Source organism: Streptomyces sp. NPDC101490 (assembly GCF_044767145.1).
Classification (GTDB): Bacteria; Actinomycetota; Actinomycetes; order Streptomycetales; family Streptomycetaceae; genus Streptomyces.
Genome location: NZ_JBIWNI010000005.1, coordinates 320,732 through 334,719, shown reverse-complemented (window position 1 = coordinate 334,719; position 13,988 = coordinate 320,732). Strand labels below are relative to the sequence as shown.

The window sequence follows — 13,988 nt, the reverse complement described above, 5'->3', positions numbered from 1 at the left end:
GCACCACCTTCCACCGCTCGCTCCCGTACCCGGCGACCGCCGCGTACGCCCAAGGGGGGACCCCTCATGTCCGCACCGCAGCCCGTGCTGCAACTCAAGAACCTGACCCGTGTCCACGGCTCGGGCGCCACCGAGGTGCACGCCCTGCGCGGCATCGACCTCGCCGTGTACCCGGGCGAACTCGTCGCCGTGATGGGTCCGTCCGGTTCCGGGAAGTCCACGCTGCTCACCATCGCGGGCGGGCTCGACGTCCCCACCTCGGGACAGGTCGTCGTCGAGGACACCGACATCACCACCGTCGGCGCCAAGCAGCTCGCCGCCCTGCGGCGGCGCAGCATCGGCTACGTCTTCCAGGACTACAACCTCATACCGGCGCTCACCGCCGCCGAGAACGTGGCCCTGCCCCGCGAGCTGGACGGCACCTCCGCCCGCAAGGCACGCGTCGAGGCCGTACGGGCCCTGGAGGAGATGGGGCTCGGCCACCTCGCCGACCGCTTCCCCGACGAGATGTCCGGCGGTCAGCAACAGCGCGTGGCCATCGCCCGCGCACTGGTCGGCGACCGTCGGCTCGTCCTCGCCGACGAGCCGACCGGTGCCCTGGACTCCGAGACCGGCGAGTCCGTGCTGGCCCTGCTCCGCAGCCGCTGCGACGCGGGCGCCGCCGGTGTCCTCGTCACCCACGAGCCCCGTTTCGCCGCCTGGGCCGACCGGGTCGTGTTCCTGCGGGACGGCGCCATCGTCGACCAGACCGTGCGCAGCGACGCCGACTCCCTGCTGTCGGGCCGGGTGGCGGAAGCGTGAAGACCTGGTTCCACTCCTGGCGGGCCGCGATCCGCATCGCCCGCCGTGACGCCTGGCGTTCCAAGGGCCGCAGCGCCCTCGTCCTCGCCATGATCGCCCTGCCGATCCTGGGCGTCAGTGCCCTGGATCTGACCTTCCGCAGCTCGGAGCTGTCCCCCGCCGAACAGGCCGGGCGCCAACTGGGCGCGGCCGAAGCCCGGTTCGTGGACCCGGACTACGACGGCGTCCCGATCCTCCAGGACCCGTCCGGCAACATGAGCGCCCCGGCCAAGGACTACAAGGACCAGATGTGGCCCAGCGGGCCCACCGACATCACCAAGGTCTTCCCCTCAGGTTCCAAGATCCTCAAGGACACCACGGGCAACGCCAAGCTGACGACGGTGCACGGTCTGCTCCCCACCGAGATCCGTGAGCTGAAGGCGTCCGACCCGATGGCCCGGGGCATCATGACGCTCCTGGAGGGGCGCCACCCCGAGAAGAACGACGAGGTCATGGTGACCTCTCAGTTCCTGGAGATCAGTGGTCTGAAGATCGGTTCGACCCTTTCCGCCCGCAACTTCGACCGCGCGTACCGGATCGTCGGCGCCTACGAGATTCCCGACTCCCTGAAAAGCCCCCAGGTCAACGCACTGCCGGGTGCTTTCCTGGCGCCGTACAAGAAGGCCTCCGACAAGGCCGGTATGCCCGGTCCGGGCAGTTCCACCACGTATCTGGTCGGCAAGTCCGGTGGTTTCACGTGGAACATGGTCCAGGAGATCAACACCAAGGGCGTGGTCGTCACCTCGCGTGCGGTGCTCATCGACCCGCCCGCCGATTCCGAGGTGCCGATCTACCAGAAGGACGGGTGGGGCAACTACAACGCCGGTGGGGCGGCCAGTGCCGTCGAACTCGCCTCCCTGGTGACCGTCGTGGGTCTGGCGATGCTGGAGATCTGTCTGCTGGCCGGTCCCGCCTTCGCGGTCGGCGCCCGTCGCTCGCGCCGTCAGCTCGGTCTGGTCGGGGCCAACGGCGGTGCCCGCAGCCACATCCGGGCCATCGTCCTCAGCGGCGGTCTGGTCATCGGTGTCGTCGCGGCGGTCCTCGGCACGAGCCTCGCCGTCGTCCTCACCCTGCTTCTCCAGCCGTTCCTGGAAGACCTCATGGGGCAGCGGTTCGGCAGTTTCGACATTCGGCCGCTCGAAATCCTCGGCATCGCGCTGCTCGCCGTACTGACCGGTGTGCTCGCCGCGATCGTCCCGGCCATCACCGCCTCCCGGCAGACCGTCCTGGCCTCGCTCACCGGTCGTCGCGGTGTCCGCCGCGGCAGCCGGGTCCTGCCCCTGATCGGACTCGGCGCCCTCCTGATCGGCGCCGCGGTGGCCCTCTTCGGTTCACTGGTCTCGCAGCAGGTCGCCCTCGTGGCGCTCGGCTCGGCCCTCGCCGAACTGGGTGTCGTCGCCATGACCCCGGCCCTGGTCGGCCTGTTCGGACGGGTCGGACGCTGGCTGCCGCTGTCGCCGCGCCTGGCCCTGCGCGACGCCGTGCGCAACCGGGGCCGTACGGCTCCCGCCGTCGCCGCCGTCCTCGCCGCCGTCGCGGGCACGGTCGCCGTCTCCACCTACATGGCCAGCCGCGAGGCCGGGAACAGGGCCATGTACGAGGCCAAGCTGCCGCACGGAGCGGTCTCCGCCACCATCATGGAGGAGGGCGGCCGGGACGTTCCCGCCGTCCGCGAGGCCATCCAGCGCTACTTCCCGGTGGCCGTGCGCGCCGATGTCGACCGCGTCTCGGTCGGCAAGCCCGGCTGCGACCCCTGGGGCCGCGCCGCGGGCTGTGGCCGCTACGAGATCGTCATTCCTCCGGCCCACGAGTGCCCCCTGTACGTGGCGAGCGCGGACGGCAGCGACCCCTCGGAGAAGTTCACGCCCGAGCAGCGCCGGAAGCTGCTCTCCGACGACTGGCGCTGCGCGCAGTCGTCCGGTGGGGGCAACGTCATCACCGACGCCGGTCTGATGATCGGTGACGCCAAGCTCCTCAAGGTCCTCGGCATCCAGGACGCAGGCGCCGAGAAGGCCCTCGCCGAAGGGAAGATCGTCAGCTTCTCCCGCACCCAGGTCGCCAAGAACGGCACCGTCGGCATCAAGCAGGTCACCGACCTCGCCGCCGCCGACAAGGCCATGGAGAAGAACCTCCCCACTCCCGGGAAGGTCAGCTCCATCCCCGCCTACCAGGTGCCCGGCAACCCGAACAGCTTCGGACTCCAGGGTCTGATGACCCCGGCCACCGCCAAGGCAGCCGGTCTCGCCACGGTCCCGCTGGGCACCTACGTCACCACCGAGCAGATGCCCGACAGCGAGGCGCGCCAGAAGCTCGCCGGCGAACTCACCAAGCTCGGCAGTGACGTCCAAATGCACCTGGAGGAGGGGTTCGTCGAGGAGTACACCCTGGTCCTCATCGCACTCTCCCTCTTCGCGGGCTTGGTCACCATCGGGGCCGCCGGGATCGCCACCGGTCTCGCGCAGGCCGACGCCGAGGCCGATCTGAAGACGCTCGCCGCCGTCGGCGCCCCGCCCCGGGTCCGCCGCACCCTCAGCGGATTCCAGTGCGGAGTCGTCGCCGCGATGGGTGTGGTCCTCGGATCGGCGGCCGGAATGCTGCCCGCGATGGGCCTCCGGCTCACCGAGCAGCGCGACCAGATGCGCTTCTACGAGATGAGCCTCGCCGAGGGCTGGGCGGGCGACACGCCCCCTCCGTACGTCCCGATCGTCGTCCCGTGGGAAACCCTTCTGGGCCTGCTCGTCGCCGTACCGCTCGGTGCCGCGCTGCTCGCCGCCCTCGTGACGCGCTCGCGCGGCGCGCTGGCCCGGCGCGAGGCGACCTGACGATCTCTGTTTCCGTCCTGTGCCCCTGTACGAGGGTGGATCACCCTCGTACAGGGGCACACCTCGTGATGACTCATGTGTACGAGAGAATGGCGGCATGGAGATGCCGAGGAATGACAGGTCGCAGGAGAGCCCCCCGATCCTCGTCGTGGGACAGGACGGGATGGCGCTCAGCGGCATTCAGGGCGACGACGAACCCCGCGAGGTCCCGGTGACGGAAATGGTCGAGCAGCCTGCGAAGGTCATGCGCATCGGCAGCATGATCAAGCAGCTCCTGGAGGAAGTACGCGCGGCACCTCTCGACGAGGCCAGCCGCGTCCGCCTCAAGAACATCCATGCCAGCTCCGTGAAGGAACTGGAGGACGGGCTCGCGCCTGAGCTGGTGGAGGAGCTGGAGCGGCTCTCGCTGCCGTTCACGGACGAGGCGATCCCCTCCGAGGCCGAGCTGCGCATCGCGCAGGCGCAGCTGGTGGGCTGGCTGGAGGGCCTCTTCCACGGCATCCAGACGGCGCTGTTCGCCCAGCAGATGGCGGCCCGCGCCCAGCTGGAGCAGATGCGCAGGGCGCTCCCGCCCGGTTCCGGTCACGACGATGACGACGACCAGGGCCACGGACACGCGGTCCGCTCGGGCCCGTACCTGTAGCGGACACGGACGTCCGGGCAGGTCTGGGGGTCAAGGCCCGGCGGGGCGGGAACCACCCGGCTCGTACGACCGGCCCCGACCCGCTCGTGTCACCGGCTCTGACCGACCCGTGCCACCCGCTCGCAGGGGTGGTGGGACCCGTGGGCTGGTGGGACCTGTAGAGCTGGTGGGCTCACAGAGGCTCATGGAAAGGGGCCCGGCATCTCGTGTGCCGGGCCCCTTCCGTCTGTCCGTTCCCCGTCAGTCCTGGGGCGCGAGCAGCAGGACCTTGCCGACATGGGCGCCGGACTCCAGTGTCCGGTGCCCTTCGGCCGCCTCCACGAGCGGCAGCGTCCGGTCGACGACCGGACGGACCGTACCGGCGGCGATCAGCGGCCAGACGTGCTCCCTGACGGCGGCGACGATCGCCGCCTTCTCGTCCGCCGGACGGGACCGCAGCGTGGTCGCCATGACGGCGGCACGCTTCGCGAGCAGTGCTCCGAGGTTCAGTTCGCCCTTCACCCCGCCCTGGAGTCCGATCACGACGAGACGGCCGTTCACGGCCAGCGCCTTCACGTTCCGCTCCAGGTACTTGGCGCCGACGATGTCCAGGATGACGTCCGCGCCCGCCCCGCCCGTCGCACCGGCCAGCTCCGCGACGAAGTCCTGCTCGCGGTAGTCGATGAGGACGTCCGCCCCGAGTTCCGCACAGCGCGCCAGCTTCTCCGGGCTTCCGGCGGTCACCGCGACCCGTGCCCCGACCGCCTTCGCCAGCTGGATCGCCATCGTCCCGATCCCGCTCGCGCCACCGTGCACCAGCAGGGTCTCCCCCGGCCGCAGGTGCGCGATCATGAAGATGTTGGACCAGACCGTGCAGGCCACCTCGGGCAGCGCGGCGGCCGTGACCAGGTCCACGCCTTCCGGCACGGGCAGCAGCTGCCCCGCCGGGACGACGACCTGCTGCGCGTATCCGCCGCCCGCGAGCAGCGCGCACACCTCGTCGCCGACCGCCCAGCCCACCACCCCGGGCCCGAGTGCGGTGATCCGCCCCGAGCACTCCAGACCGGGGTACGGGGAGCTGCCCGGCGGCGGGTCGTAGAAACCCTGCCGCTGGAGCAGATCGGCGCGGTTGACGGCACTGGCCACCACCTCGACGAGGACCTCGCCCTCGCCGGGTACGGGGTCGGGCACTTCGGCCCAGACGAGGGCCTCGGGGCCGCCGGGTTCCGGAATCGTGATCGCGTACATGGCGGCGAGGCTACTCCCGCCGCCGCGCCCCGGCACCGGACTCCCCGCTCGGTCCCCGCTCAGTCCTCGGGCGGGGTGCTGAGCGGGGTGACCGGCGCCGCGCGCACGATGGTGATCACCCGGTCGGTGAGCTGGAGCGGGCTGGCGGCGGGATCGTCGTAGCTGAGCAGCCGGTGGCCGCGCAGCACGCTCACCACCAGGTCGCCGGTCTCCCGCACGCTCTTGCCGACCTCGCTCTTGGTCACCGGTCGTTCCACCAGGTCGAGGCCGGAGCCCTGCTGGATCAGGTCCTCCATCACCGTGCCCGCGCTGGGGCTCAGTACGGAGAGGCCGAGCAGCCGCCCGGCGGCGCTGGCGCTGGTGATGACCGCGTCGGCACCGGACTGGCGCAGCAGCGGCGCGTTCTCCTCCTCGCGGACCGCCGCGACGATCTTCGCGCCCCGGTTGAGCTGGCGTGCGGTGAGGGTGACCAGGACGGCCGTGTCGTCGCGCTGGGTGGCGATGACGACCTGCCGTGCCCGCTGCACCTCGGCACGGAGCAGGACGGCGCTGCGGGTTCCGTCGCCGACGACACCGACGAACCCGTCCGCGTTCGCCGTCTCGATGACCTTGCTGGAGGGATCGACGATGACGATCTGCTCCTTGCTCAGGCCCGTCGCGCAGAGGGTCTGGATCGCGGACCGTCCCTTGGTGCCGAAGCCGACGATGACGGTGTGGTCGCGCAAGGTGGACCTCCAGCGGTTCAGCCGGAACTCCTCCCGGGTCCGCTCCGTGAGGACCTCGAGAGTGGTACCGACCAGGATGATCAGAAACAGCACGCGCAGGGGCGTGACCAGCAGGATGTTGGCGAGTCGCGCCGTGTCGCTGTACGGGACGATGTCGCCGTATCCGGTGGTGGAGAGCGTCACGGTCGCGTAGTAGGCGCAGTCGAGGAAGTCGAGCGTCTCGTTGGCGTTGTCGTGGTAACCCTCGCGGTCGATGTAGACGATCACGACCGTCACGGCGAGCACGGCGAGTGCCATGAGCAGCCGGATGGCGACCTGCCGCAACGGCCGTTCGACGACCCGGCGGGGCAGCCGGATGTTCGAACCCGCGATCCGTTCGTCCGCCCGGCGGGCCATCACGTCACGACTGGGAAGTTTCACGTGAAACACGCTCCTTGGGCCGCCGTCGCGGCCCTTTCGTCCAGGGGCCGGGGAAGGTCGAGGACGTCCAGTTCCTGGCCGACGGCCGCGCCGCCGGGCGGGACGACGGCGAGGCCGTCGGCGGCGGCGATGCCGCGGAGCATGGCGGGTCCGTTGTAGCGCAGCGGTACGGCCCGGCCGCCCCGGCGGACGACGGGGACGAGCCGGGTGTCGTAGGGATGCCCCTGCACCTCGTCCTGGACGGGCACACGGGCGGGGGTACGGGTTCCGGGGCGCTGCTGGAGACCACTGCCCGGGGCCTTCTCCGGCTCCGGGGTCGGGGTCGCCTCGGGACCGGGGACCGCCTCCCGTCCTGGGGTCGCCTCCCGTCCTGGGAGCTGCTCGGGGCCCGGGGGCGTCTCCGCGAGTGCTTCGAGAAGGGGTGCGGCGAGGGTGAGGAGGCCGGAGACCGCCGCGAGCGGGTTGCCGGGCAGTCCGACCAGGTGCCGGACGGACGTGGGGCCGTCCGGTCCGGCGCCGAGGCGGGCGAGCAGCATCGGGTGGCCCGGCCTGACCTTCACCCCGTCGACGAGCAGGGTCGCGCCCGCCCTGCCGAGCACGCCGTGGACGTGGTCGACGGGACCCGCGGCCGTTCCGCCCGTGGTCACGACCAGGTCGGCGGTGGAACCGGTGACGGCCGCGTACAGCTCCTCGGCGTCGTCGCCGATGCGACGGGTGCCGAGGACGTCGGCACCGAGCGAGGTGAGCCAGGGCCCGAGCATCGGGCCGAGGGCGTCCCGGATGAGCCCCTCACGGGGGAGTCCCGCCGTCAGCAGTTCGTCGCCGAGGACCAGGATCTCCACCCGGGGGCGGGGGAGCACGACGAGCCCGTCGTAGCCCGCCGCCGCAGCGAGACCGAGGACGGCGGGGGTCACCAGGGTGCCCGCGCGGAGCAGTTCGTCGCCGGAGCGGCACTCCTGGCCCCGGGGACGGATGTCCTGGCCGGGCACGACCTCGCGCAGGGCGCGCAGCACGGGGCTCCCGGCGCGGTCGTCCGAGCGGGGTGCCTGGGCGCGGGACGACGCCGCGTGGGGTTCCTCGGTGCGGGCGTGCTCGGTGCGGACGACCGCGGTGGTGCCGGCCGGGACGCGGGCGCCGGTGGCGATCCGTACCGCCTCGCCGTCCGCGGGCTCCGGCACCGACCCGGTCCCGGCGGCGTGCCCGGCGAGTACGGCGGTCTCCGCGCGGACCGTCCAGGGGCCGGGGCCCGCGACGGCCCAGCCGTCCATGGCCGAGGTGTCGAAGGGCGGCAGATCGGTGAGCGCCGTCAGCGGCTCCGCGAGGACCCCGCCGAGCGCCGACCCGAGCGGTACGGCCGACGCCTTTCTGGCGTCCCGCGCGTGGGCCCCGGCGCGGGCGGCGACGGCCCGCGCCTCGGGCCAGGCGGTGGCGCGGTGGGGACGCGGTACGGGCGCGCCGCCCCCGGTCCCCGGGGTCACCGGGGCGGACTCCCGCAGGCTCATCCGGCCTCGTCCTGCTCGGCCGCCCAGCGCTGGGCCAGCGCGGCGGCCTTGCGGGCGGCCTCGGCGACCGCCTCCGGTCCGCCGTCGGCGCGCGCCGCCGCGTACCCGACCAGGAAGGTGGTCAGGGGCGCGGCGGGCCGGGCCACTCCGTGGGCGGCGTCGCGGGCCAGGTCCAGCAGTACGCCGGTGTCGACGGCCAGGTCGATGCCCAGTTCGTCCTTGACTGCGGTGATCCATTCGTCCAGCACGGTCCCATGCTCCCTGATCCGGGCGCGGGCCGTGGCGATGTCCTCCCAGGTGTCGCAGTCGAAGGACGCCAGCGGGCCCGCCGGGACCCGGACGGCCCGGAGCAGCGCCGTGAGACGCCGCAACGGCAGCTGGGCGAGGGTCCCGTGGTCCCGCGCGAGGGCGTCGAGCGCCCGGCGCAGCGGGCCGGACCGGTACGCGGCGACGAGCGGCTGGTCCCGTCCACCGGCGTCGGTCAGGAGTGCGGCGTCGGCCCCGGGGTCCTCGTCGAGGGCCGCCAGGAGGTCCCGGACGGTGGTGTCGTCGAGGAACGGCAGGTCGGCGGAGAAGACCAGGAGGACTTCAGCACGGGTCTCCCGGACTCCGGCGCCGAGGGCGGCCGTCGGGCCGCCGCCGGGCGGTTCCTCCCTGGTCCAGCGGACGGGGCGGAGTGTCGGGCGGGGGTCGCCGACGACCACGGTCCGGCCCGCGTCGGGGCAGGCGGCGAGGACCCGGTCGAGCAGGGTCCGGCCCCCGATCCGTACCCCGGGTTTGTCGGAACCGCCGAGGCGCCTGGCGGCTCCTCCGGCGAGCACGACGACATCATGTGCGGTGGTCACCCCAGCAGTATGGGCCGCCGGGGTCTCCGGACGTCCGGCCCACCCACCCGGGAGACGCCCGGGGGCCGGGGACGACCGGCGGGGTTCGGGGCCGGGAACGGCCCGGCGAGGTGGTGGGACGGGCCTGACGGAGGGTCGGGACCGGCCCGGTGGAGTGCGGGGGCGTCACGGCGAAGTGCGGGGCGGGCTCGGAGGGACGCAGGGACGGACCTGACGGTGGAGGGGCGGGACGGACCTGACGGAGGGGGGCCGGGACCGCCCACGGCACGGTGGCGCGCGGGGGACGGAGCCCGGCGCCGTGCCCTGGCGATGCGCCCGAGTGCTGTCGCCCCTCACTTGGTGCTTGGGGACGGCCCCGACGGGGTGCAGGGAGCGGAATCAGCAAGGTGGAGGAGCGGGTCGGCCGGGTGCCGGAGTGCCTCCACCGAAGGGGACCCGGTGAGGTGCCGGGCCCCCTCCGGAGCGGGCCGGACGGGTGCCGGGCCCGTTCCCGTGGGGGGTCGGAAGGTGCGGAGGGGCAGCGGACCGCGCGGAGGGACGGGGGGTGTCAGAGCGTGCGGAGCAGGACGGCGGGCTGTTCGACGCAGTCCGCCACGTACCGCAGGAATCCGCCCGCTGTACCGCCGTCGCAGACCCGGTGGTCGAAGGTGAGGGAGAGCTGCACGACCTGCCTCACGGCCAGTTCGCCCCGGTGGACCCAGGGCTTCGGAACGATCCGGCCGACGCCGAGCATGGCCGCCTCGGGGTGGTTGATGATCGGTGTGGACCCGTCGACCCCGAACACCCCGTAGTTGTTGAGGGTGAACGTGCCGCCGGTCAGGTCGGCCAGGGTGAGCGCGGAGTCCCGGGCGGCCCCGGTCAGCCGGGCGAACTCGGCCGTCAGCGACTCCGCCGTGCGGGAGCCCGCGTCCTTGACCACGGGCACCACCAGGCCGCGCGGGGTCTGGGCGGCGAAGCCGAGGTGCACGTCGGGGAGCCGGACGATCTCCCGCGCGGCGGTGTCCACGGTCGAGTTGAGCTCGGGGAACCGGGCCAGGGCGTGGACACAGATCCGGGCGAGCAGCGCGAGCAGCGAGATCTTCGGCCCGCCCGCCGCGTTCATCGCCGCCCGCGCGGCCATCAGCTCGGTCGCGTCGGCGTCGACCCAGCAGGTCGCGTCGGGGATCTCCGTACGGCTGCGGGACAGCTTCTCGGCGACGGCGCCACGGACCCCGCGCAGCGGAATCCGCTCTCCGGCCCGAGCGGCGCCGACAGCGGCGGAGACGGCGGCCGGGGCGGGCATCGCGGTGACGACGGCCGGGGCGGCACCGGTGGCCGTGGCCTCGGGGGCCGCGAGGGCCCGTTCCACGTCAACGCGCAGGATCAGGCCCTCGGGCCCCGAGCCGCGGACCTCCCGCAGGTCGAGCCCCTGGTCCCTGGCCAGCTTCCGTACGAGGGGCGAGATCACCGGCACCGGCCCGTGCCCGGCGACGGCCACGGCGACCGGCAGGGGCGCCTGAGCGGGCGCAGGAGCGACGGGAGCCCGCACGGCGGAGGTCCGTGTCACCGCCGGGTTCGCGGGGCGCACCCGGCGGCGGCGGGCGGCGGGCCCCGCCGTGCCGTAGCCGACGAGCACATTGCCCGAGTACTCCGAGGAGACGGCCGCGTCGGCGGCGGTCTCACCGGGCGCGGCGGGCGTCTCGTCGCTCCCGGGGGCCTCCGTCGGCTCCGTACCGCCCACGGCGACCGTCAGGAGCGGGGCGCCGACGGGCAGTTCGGTGCCCTCCTCGCCGTACCGGGCGGTGACCACGCCACCGTACGGGCAGGGCACCTCGACCATGGCCTTGGCCGTCTCGACCTCGACGACCGGCTGGTCGACGACGACGACGTCGCCGACGGCGACCAGCCAGCGCACGATCTCCGCCTCGGTGAGTCCTTCACCGAGGTCGGGCAGCTTGAACTCAAGGACCTGGGCCATCAGTTCTCCGTCTCCCACTGGAGCCGCGCGACCGCGTCCAGGATCCGGTCCACGCCCGGCAGGTGGTGGCGTTCGAGCATCGGCGGCGGGTACGGGATGTCGAAGCCCGCGACCCGCAGCACCGGTGCCTCCAGATGGTGGAAGCAGCGCTCGGTCACCCGCGCGGCGATCTCCGCGCCGGGGCCGCCGAAGCCGGTCGACTCGTGGACCACGACCGCGCGGCCGGTGCGCCGCACCGAGGCGCAGACGGTCTCGTCGTCGAAGGGCACGAGCGAACGCAGGTCCACGACCTCCAGGTCCCAGCCCTCGGCCTGCGCGGCCTCGGCCGCCTCCAGGCAGACCGGCACGGAGGGGCCGTAGGTGATCAGGGTGGCCCCGGTGCCGGGGCGGCGGACGACGGCCCGGCCGATCGGCTCGACGGGCGCGGGCGCCTCGGGGGACCAGTCGGACTTGGACCAGTAGAGCCGCTTGGGCTCCAGGAAGACGACCGGGTCGTCGGAGGCGATGGCCGCGCGCAGCAGTCCGTAGGCGTCCTCGACGGTGGCTGGGGTGACGACGTGGAGCCCCGGCGTGGCCGTGTAGTAGGCCTCGGACGAGTCGCTGTGGTGCTCGACGCCGCCGATCCCGCCGCCGTAAGGGACCCGGATGACGATCGGCATCGGCATCGCGCCACGGGTGCGGTTGCGCATCTTCGCGACGTGCGAGATCAGCTGCTCGAACGCCGGGTAGGCGAAGGCGTCGAACTGCATCTCGACCACCGGGCGCAGCCCGTACATGGCCATGCCGACGGCCGCGCCGAGGATGCCCGCCTCGGCCAGCGGGGTGTCGGTGCAGCGGTCCTCGCCGAACTCCGCGGCGAGCCCGTCGGTGACGCGGAAGACACCGCCGAGGGTGCCGACGTCCTCGCCCATCACGTGGACGGTGGGGTCCTCGGCCATGGCATCGCGCATGGCGCGCTGGAGCGCCTGCGCCATGGTGGCCGGCTTGGCCCGTCCTGCGGCCCCGGCGGTCCTGCCCGCCGTGGGTCGGGTCGTCGCCGTCGTCATCACGCCTCACCCTCGGCTTCGAGCTCGGCGCGCAGCTGCGCCGCCTGTTCGCGCAGCTGCGCGGTCTGCTCCGCGTACACGTGGGAGAAGAGGTCCATGGGGTCGAGCACCGGGTCGGCGTTCATCCGTTCGCGCAGGTCGGCGGCCATCGTCTCGGCGGCGTCGGCCGCCGCGCGCCGGGTGTCCTCGTCGAGGAGTCCGCGCGCGTCGAGTTCCCGTTCGATGAGGAGGATCGGGTCGTGCGCCCGCCAGGTCTCGACCTCGTCGGCCGGACGGTAGCGGGTGGCGTCGTCGGCGTTGGTGTGGGCGTCGATCCGGTAGGTGACGGCCTCGACGAGGGTGGGGCCGCCGCCTCGCCGGGCGCGGGACACGGCCTCGGTGAGCACCTGGTGCACGGCGACCGCGTCGTTTCCGTCGACGAGGCGGCCGGGCATCCCGTATCCCACGGCCTTGTGGGCGAGGGAGGGGGCGGCGGTCTGCTTGGCCAGCGGGACGGAGATCGCGAAGCCGTTGTTCTGTACGAGGAAGACCACCGGCGCCTGCCAGACGGCCGCGAAGTTCAGGGCCTCGTGGAAGTCGCCCTCGCTGGTGCCGCCGTCGCCGACCATGGCGAGGGCGACGACGTCGTCGCCCTTGAGGCGGGCGGCGTGGGCCAGGCCCACCGCGTGCGGGAGCTGGGTCGCCAGTGGGGTGCAGAGCGGCGCCACGCGGTGCTCCCGCGGGTCGTACCCGGTGTGCCAGTCGCCGCGCAGCAGGGTCAGGGCCTGGACGGGGTCGAGGCCGCGGGCGACCGCCGCGAGCGTGTCGCGGTACGAGGGGAAGAGCCAGTCCCGGTCCTCCAGGGCGAGGGCGGCGGCGATCTCGCACGCCTCCTGCCCGGTGGTGGACGGGTACACGGCGAGTCGGCCCTGCTTGGTCAGGGCGGTGGCCTGCGCGTTGTACCGGCGGCCGCGGACCAGTTCCGCGTAGAGCCGGAGCAGCAGCGCGGGATCGGTGTCGGCCACGGCGTCCGTGCCGAGCACGCGCAGCGGCTCGGCGTCGGGCAGCAGCGGGGCGGGGTCGGTGCGGGGCTGCCACGCCGGGGGCGGGACGGGCCGGGTCGGGACGGCACCGGGCGGCTCTTGGACTGTCGAACTGCGCTGTTGCAACGAGTCCACCTCCTCGTGGGAGCGGGCATAAGACCCGAAGGCGGGTGGCGCGAGTGTGGCGCGCCTCACCTACCGATTGTTCGGTCGTGGAGGCATTTTGGCTACAGGCACCTCCAGCCTGTGGACAAACGGTTCTCCACAGCCTGGGATGGGTGCAGGTCGTCCACCGGAGAGAGGCGGGGGGACATGGCGGATGAACAAATGGCCGTCGGCCGGGACGGGGTCCCGGCGGACGGAGCGGGCGGCGGTCCCGGCGGGGCGGGGGGCGAGGTGCCGGGGGAGACCCTGAGCACCCCGTTCGACATGCCCCCGGCGAGCCTCCCGGCCCGGCCCCTGGACGCGATCGACCGCGACATCCTGCGGTTGCTGCAAACGGACGGGCGGGCCTCGGTGCGCTCCGTGGCCGAGCGGGTGCACGTCTCGCGGGCCAACGCGTACGCGCGCATCAACCGGCTGATCGACGACGGGGTGATCCGGGGCTTCAGCGCCCGCGTCAACCACGAGCGGGCGGGGCACGGCGCCTCCGCCTACATCACGCTCAAGATCGTCCAGAACTCCTGGCGGACGGTCCGCGAACAGCTCGGGGCCCTGCCGGGGGCCACGCACATCGCGCTGGTCAGCGGGGACTTCGACGTGCTGCTCCTGGTGCACACGCCGGACAACCGGACGCTGCGGGAGCTGGTGCTCACCCGGCTCCAGTCGATCCCGGAAGTGCTGTCCACGCGCACGTTGCTGGTCTTCGAGGAGACGGACCTGAACGCGGGCCCGGGGGCCTGACCGCCTCCTCCGGGTCCTGCCGGACACGGGATCCGG

At 73.3% G+C, this 13,988-nt stretch carries 11 protein-coding genes; 4 read left to right on the top strand and 7 right to left on the bottom strand.

What is annotated here, in order from left to right; all coding sequences use genetic code 11:
* Positions 1 to 66 precede the first annotated feature (66 nt).
* The 3 genes from ACIRQY_RS14585 to ACIRQY_RS14575 all read left to right on the top strand — a co-directional run bounded on the left by ACIRQY_RS14585 (position 67) and on the right by ACIRQY_RS14575 (position 4,305).
* On the top strand, positions 67 to 801 hold the full coding sequence (locus ACIRQY_RS14585) for an ABC transporter ATP-binding protein (protein WP_351783422.1): 735 nt from the start codon (positions 67 to 69) through the stop codon (positions 799 to 801).
* The gene (locus tag ACIRQY_RS14580; RefSeq protein WP_403925220.1) at positions 798 to 3,662 is read left to right on the top strand and encodes an FtsX-like permease family protein; all 2,865 of its coding nucleotides are present in this window, start codon (positions 798 to 800) and stop codon (positions 3,660 to 3,662) included. Before ACIRQY_RS14585 ends, ACIRQY_RS14580 begins: the two co-directional genes overlap by 4 nt.
* 97 nt (positions 3,663 to 3,759) lie before the next feature.
* Complete coding sequence (locus ACIRQY_RS14575; protein WP_351783418.1) at positions 3,760 to 4,305, top strand: bacterial proteasome activator family protein; 546 nt, start codon at positions 3,760 to 3,762, stop codon at positions 4,303 to 4,305.
* Between the two features lie 240 nt (positions 4,306 to 4,545).
* On the opposite strand, the gene ACIRQY_RS14570 is transcribed toward ACIRQY_RS14575, so the two are convergent.
* From ACIRQY_RS14570 to pdhA, 7 genes are all read right to left on the bottom strand, one after another.
* Positions 4,546 to 5,532: an NAD(P)H-quinone oxidoreductase gene (locus ACIRQY_RS14570; protein ID WP_403925217.1), complete on the bottom strand. Its 987-nt coding sequence runs from the start codon at positions 5,530 to 5,532 to the stop codon at positions 4,546 to 4,548.
* 59 nt (positions 5,533 to 5,591) lie between these two features.
* A complete protein-coding gene (locus tag ACIRQY_RS14565) occupies positions 5,592 to 6,677 on the bottom strand; it encodes a potassium channel family protein (RefSeq protein ID WP_403925214.1) in 1,086 nt (361 codons plus the stop codon).
* Positions 6,674 to 8,179, bottom strand: coding sequence for a molybdopterin molybdotransferase MoeA (locus tag ACIRQY_RS14560; protein WP_403925211.1), 1,506 nt, complete (start codon positions 8,177 to 8,179; stop codon positions 6,674 to 6,676). Before ACIRQY_RS14560 ends, ACIRQY_RS14565 begins: the two co-directional genes overlap by 4 nt.
* Positions 8,176 to 9,024, bottom strand: a complete 849-nt coding sequence (locus ACIRQY_RS14555) for an NTP transferase domain-containing protein (RefSeq protein WP_403925208.1) — start codon at positions 9,022 to 9,024, stop codon at positions 8,176 to 8,178. Before ACIRQY_RS14555 ends, ACIRQY_RS14560 begins: the two co-directional genes overlap by 4 nt.
* Before the next feature lie 547 nt (positions 9,025 to 9,571).
* Positions 9,572 to 10,981: a dihydrolipoamide acetyltransferase family protein gene (locus ACIRQY_RS14550; protein ID WP_403925205.1), complete on the bottom strand. Its 1,410-nt coding sequence runs from the start codon at positions 10,979 to 10,981 to the stop codon at positions 9,572 to 9,574.
* Positions 10,981 to 12,027, bottom strand: a complete 1,047-nt coding sequence (locus ACIRQY_RS14545; protein ID WP_351783407.1) for an alpha-ketoacid dehydrogenase subunit beta — start codon at positions 12,025 to 12,027, stop codon at positions 10,981 to 10,983. The genes ACIRQY_RS14550 and ACIRQY_RS14545 overlap by 1 nt, the downstream gene beginning before the upstream one ends.
* Positions 12,027 to 13,184 (bottom strand): pyruvate dehydrogenase (acetyl-transferring) E1 component subunit alpha, encoded by a 1,158-nt coding sequence (gene pdhA / locus ACIRQY_RS14540; RefSeq protein ID WP_403925202.1) that lies wholly within the window; start codon positions 13,182 to 13,184, stop codon positions 12,027 to 12,029. The genes ACIRQY_RS14545 and pdhA overlap by 1 nt, the downstream gene beginning before the upstream one ends.
* A 177-nt stretch (positions 13,185 to 13,361) precedes the next feature.
* Between pdhA and ACIRQY_RS14535 the strand changes: the two genes are divergently transcribed.
* Positions 13,362 to 13,952 carry an Lrp/AsnC family transcriptional regulator gene (locus tag ACIRQY_RS14535; protein WP_403925199.1) on the top strand — a complete coding sequence of 197 codons (591 nt, stop codon included), beginning with the start codon at positions 13,362 to 13,364 and terminating at the stop codon, positions 13,950 to 13,952.
* Positions 13,953 to 13,988: the final 36 nt, after the last annotated feature.

Coding starts and splice junctions, on each gene's coding strand:
- ACIRQY_RS14585 (WP_351783422.1), top strand. CDS start 67: ATGTCCGCACCGCAGCCCGTGCTGCAACTCAAGAACCTGACCCGTGTC.
- ACIRQY_RS14575 (WP_351783418.1), top strand. CDS start 3,760: ATGGAGATGCCGAGGAATGACAGGTCGCAGGAGAGCCCCCCGATCCTC.
- ACIRQY_RS14570 (WP_403925217.1), bottom strand. CDS start 5,532: ATGTACGCGATCACGATTCCGGAACCCGGCGGCCCCGAGGCCCTCGTC.
- ACIRQY_RS14560 (WP_403925211.1), bottom strand. CDS start 8,179: ATGAGCCTGCGGGAGTCCGCCCCGGTGACCCCGGGGACCGGGGGCGGC.
- ACIRQY_RS14550 (WP_403925205.1), bottom strand. CDS start 10,981: ATGGCCCAGGTCCTTGAGTTCAAGCTGCCCGACCTCGGTGAAGGACTC.
- ACIRQY_RS14545 (WP_351783407.1), bottom strand. CDS start 12,027: ATGACGACGGCGACGACCCGACCCACGGCGGGCAGGACCGCCGGGGCC.
- ACIRQY_RS14535 (WP_403925199.1), top strand. CDS start 13,362: ATGGCGGATGAACAAATGGCCGTCGGCCGGGACGGGGTCCCGGCGGAC.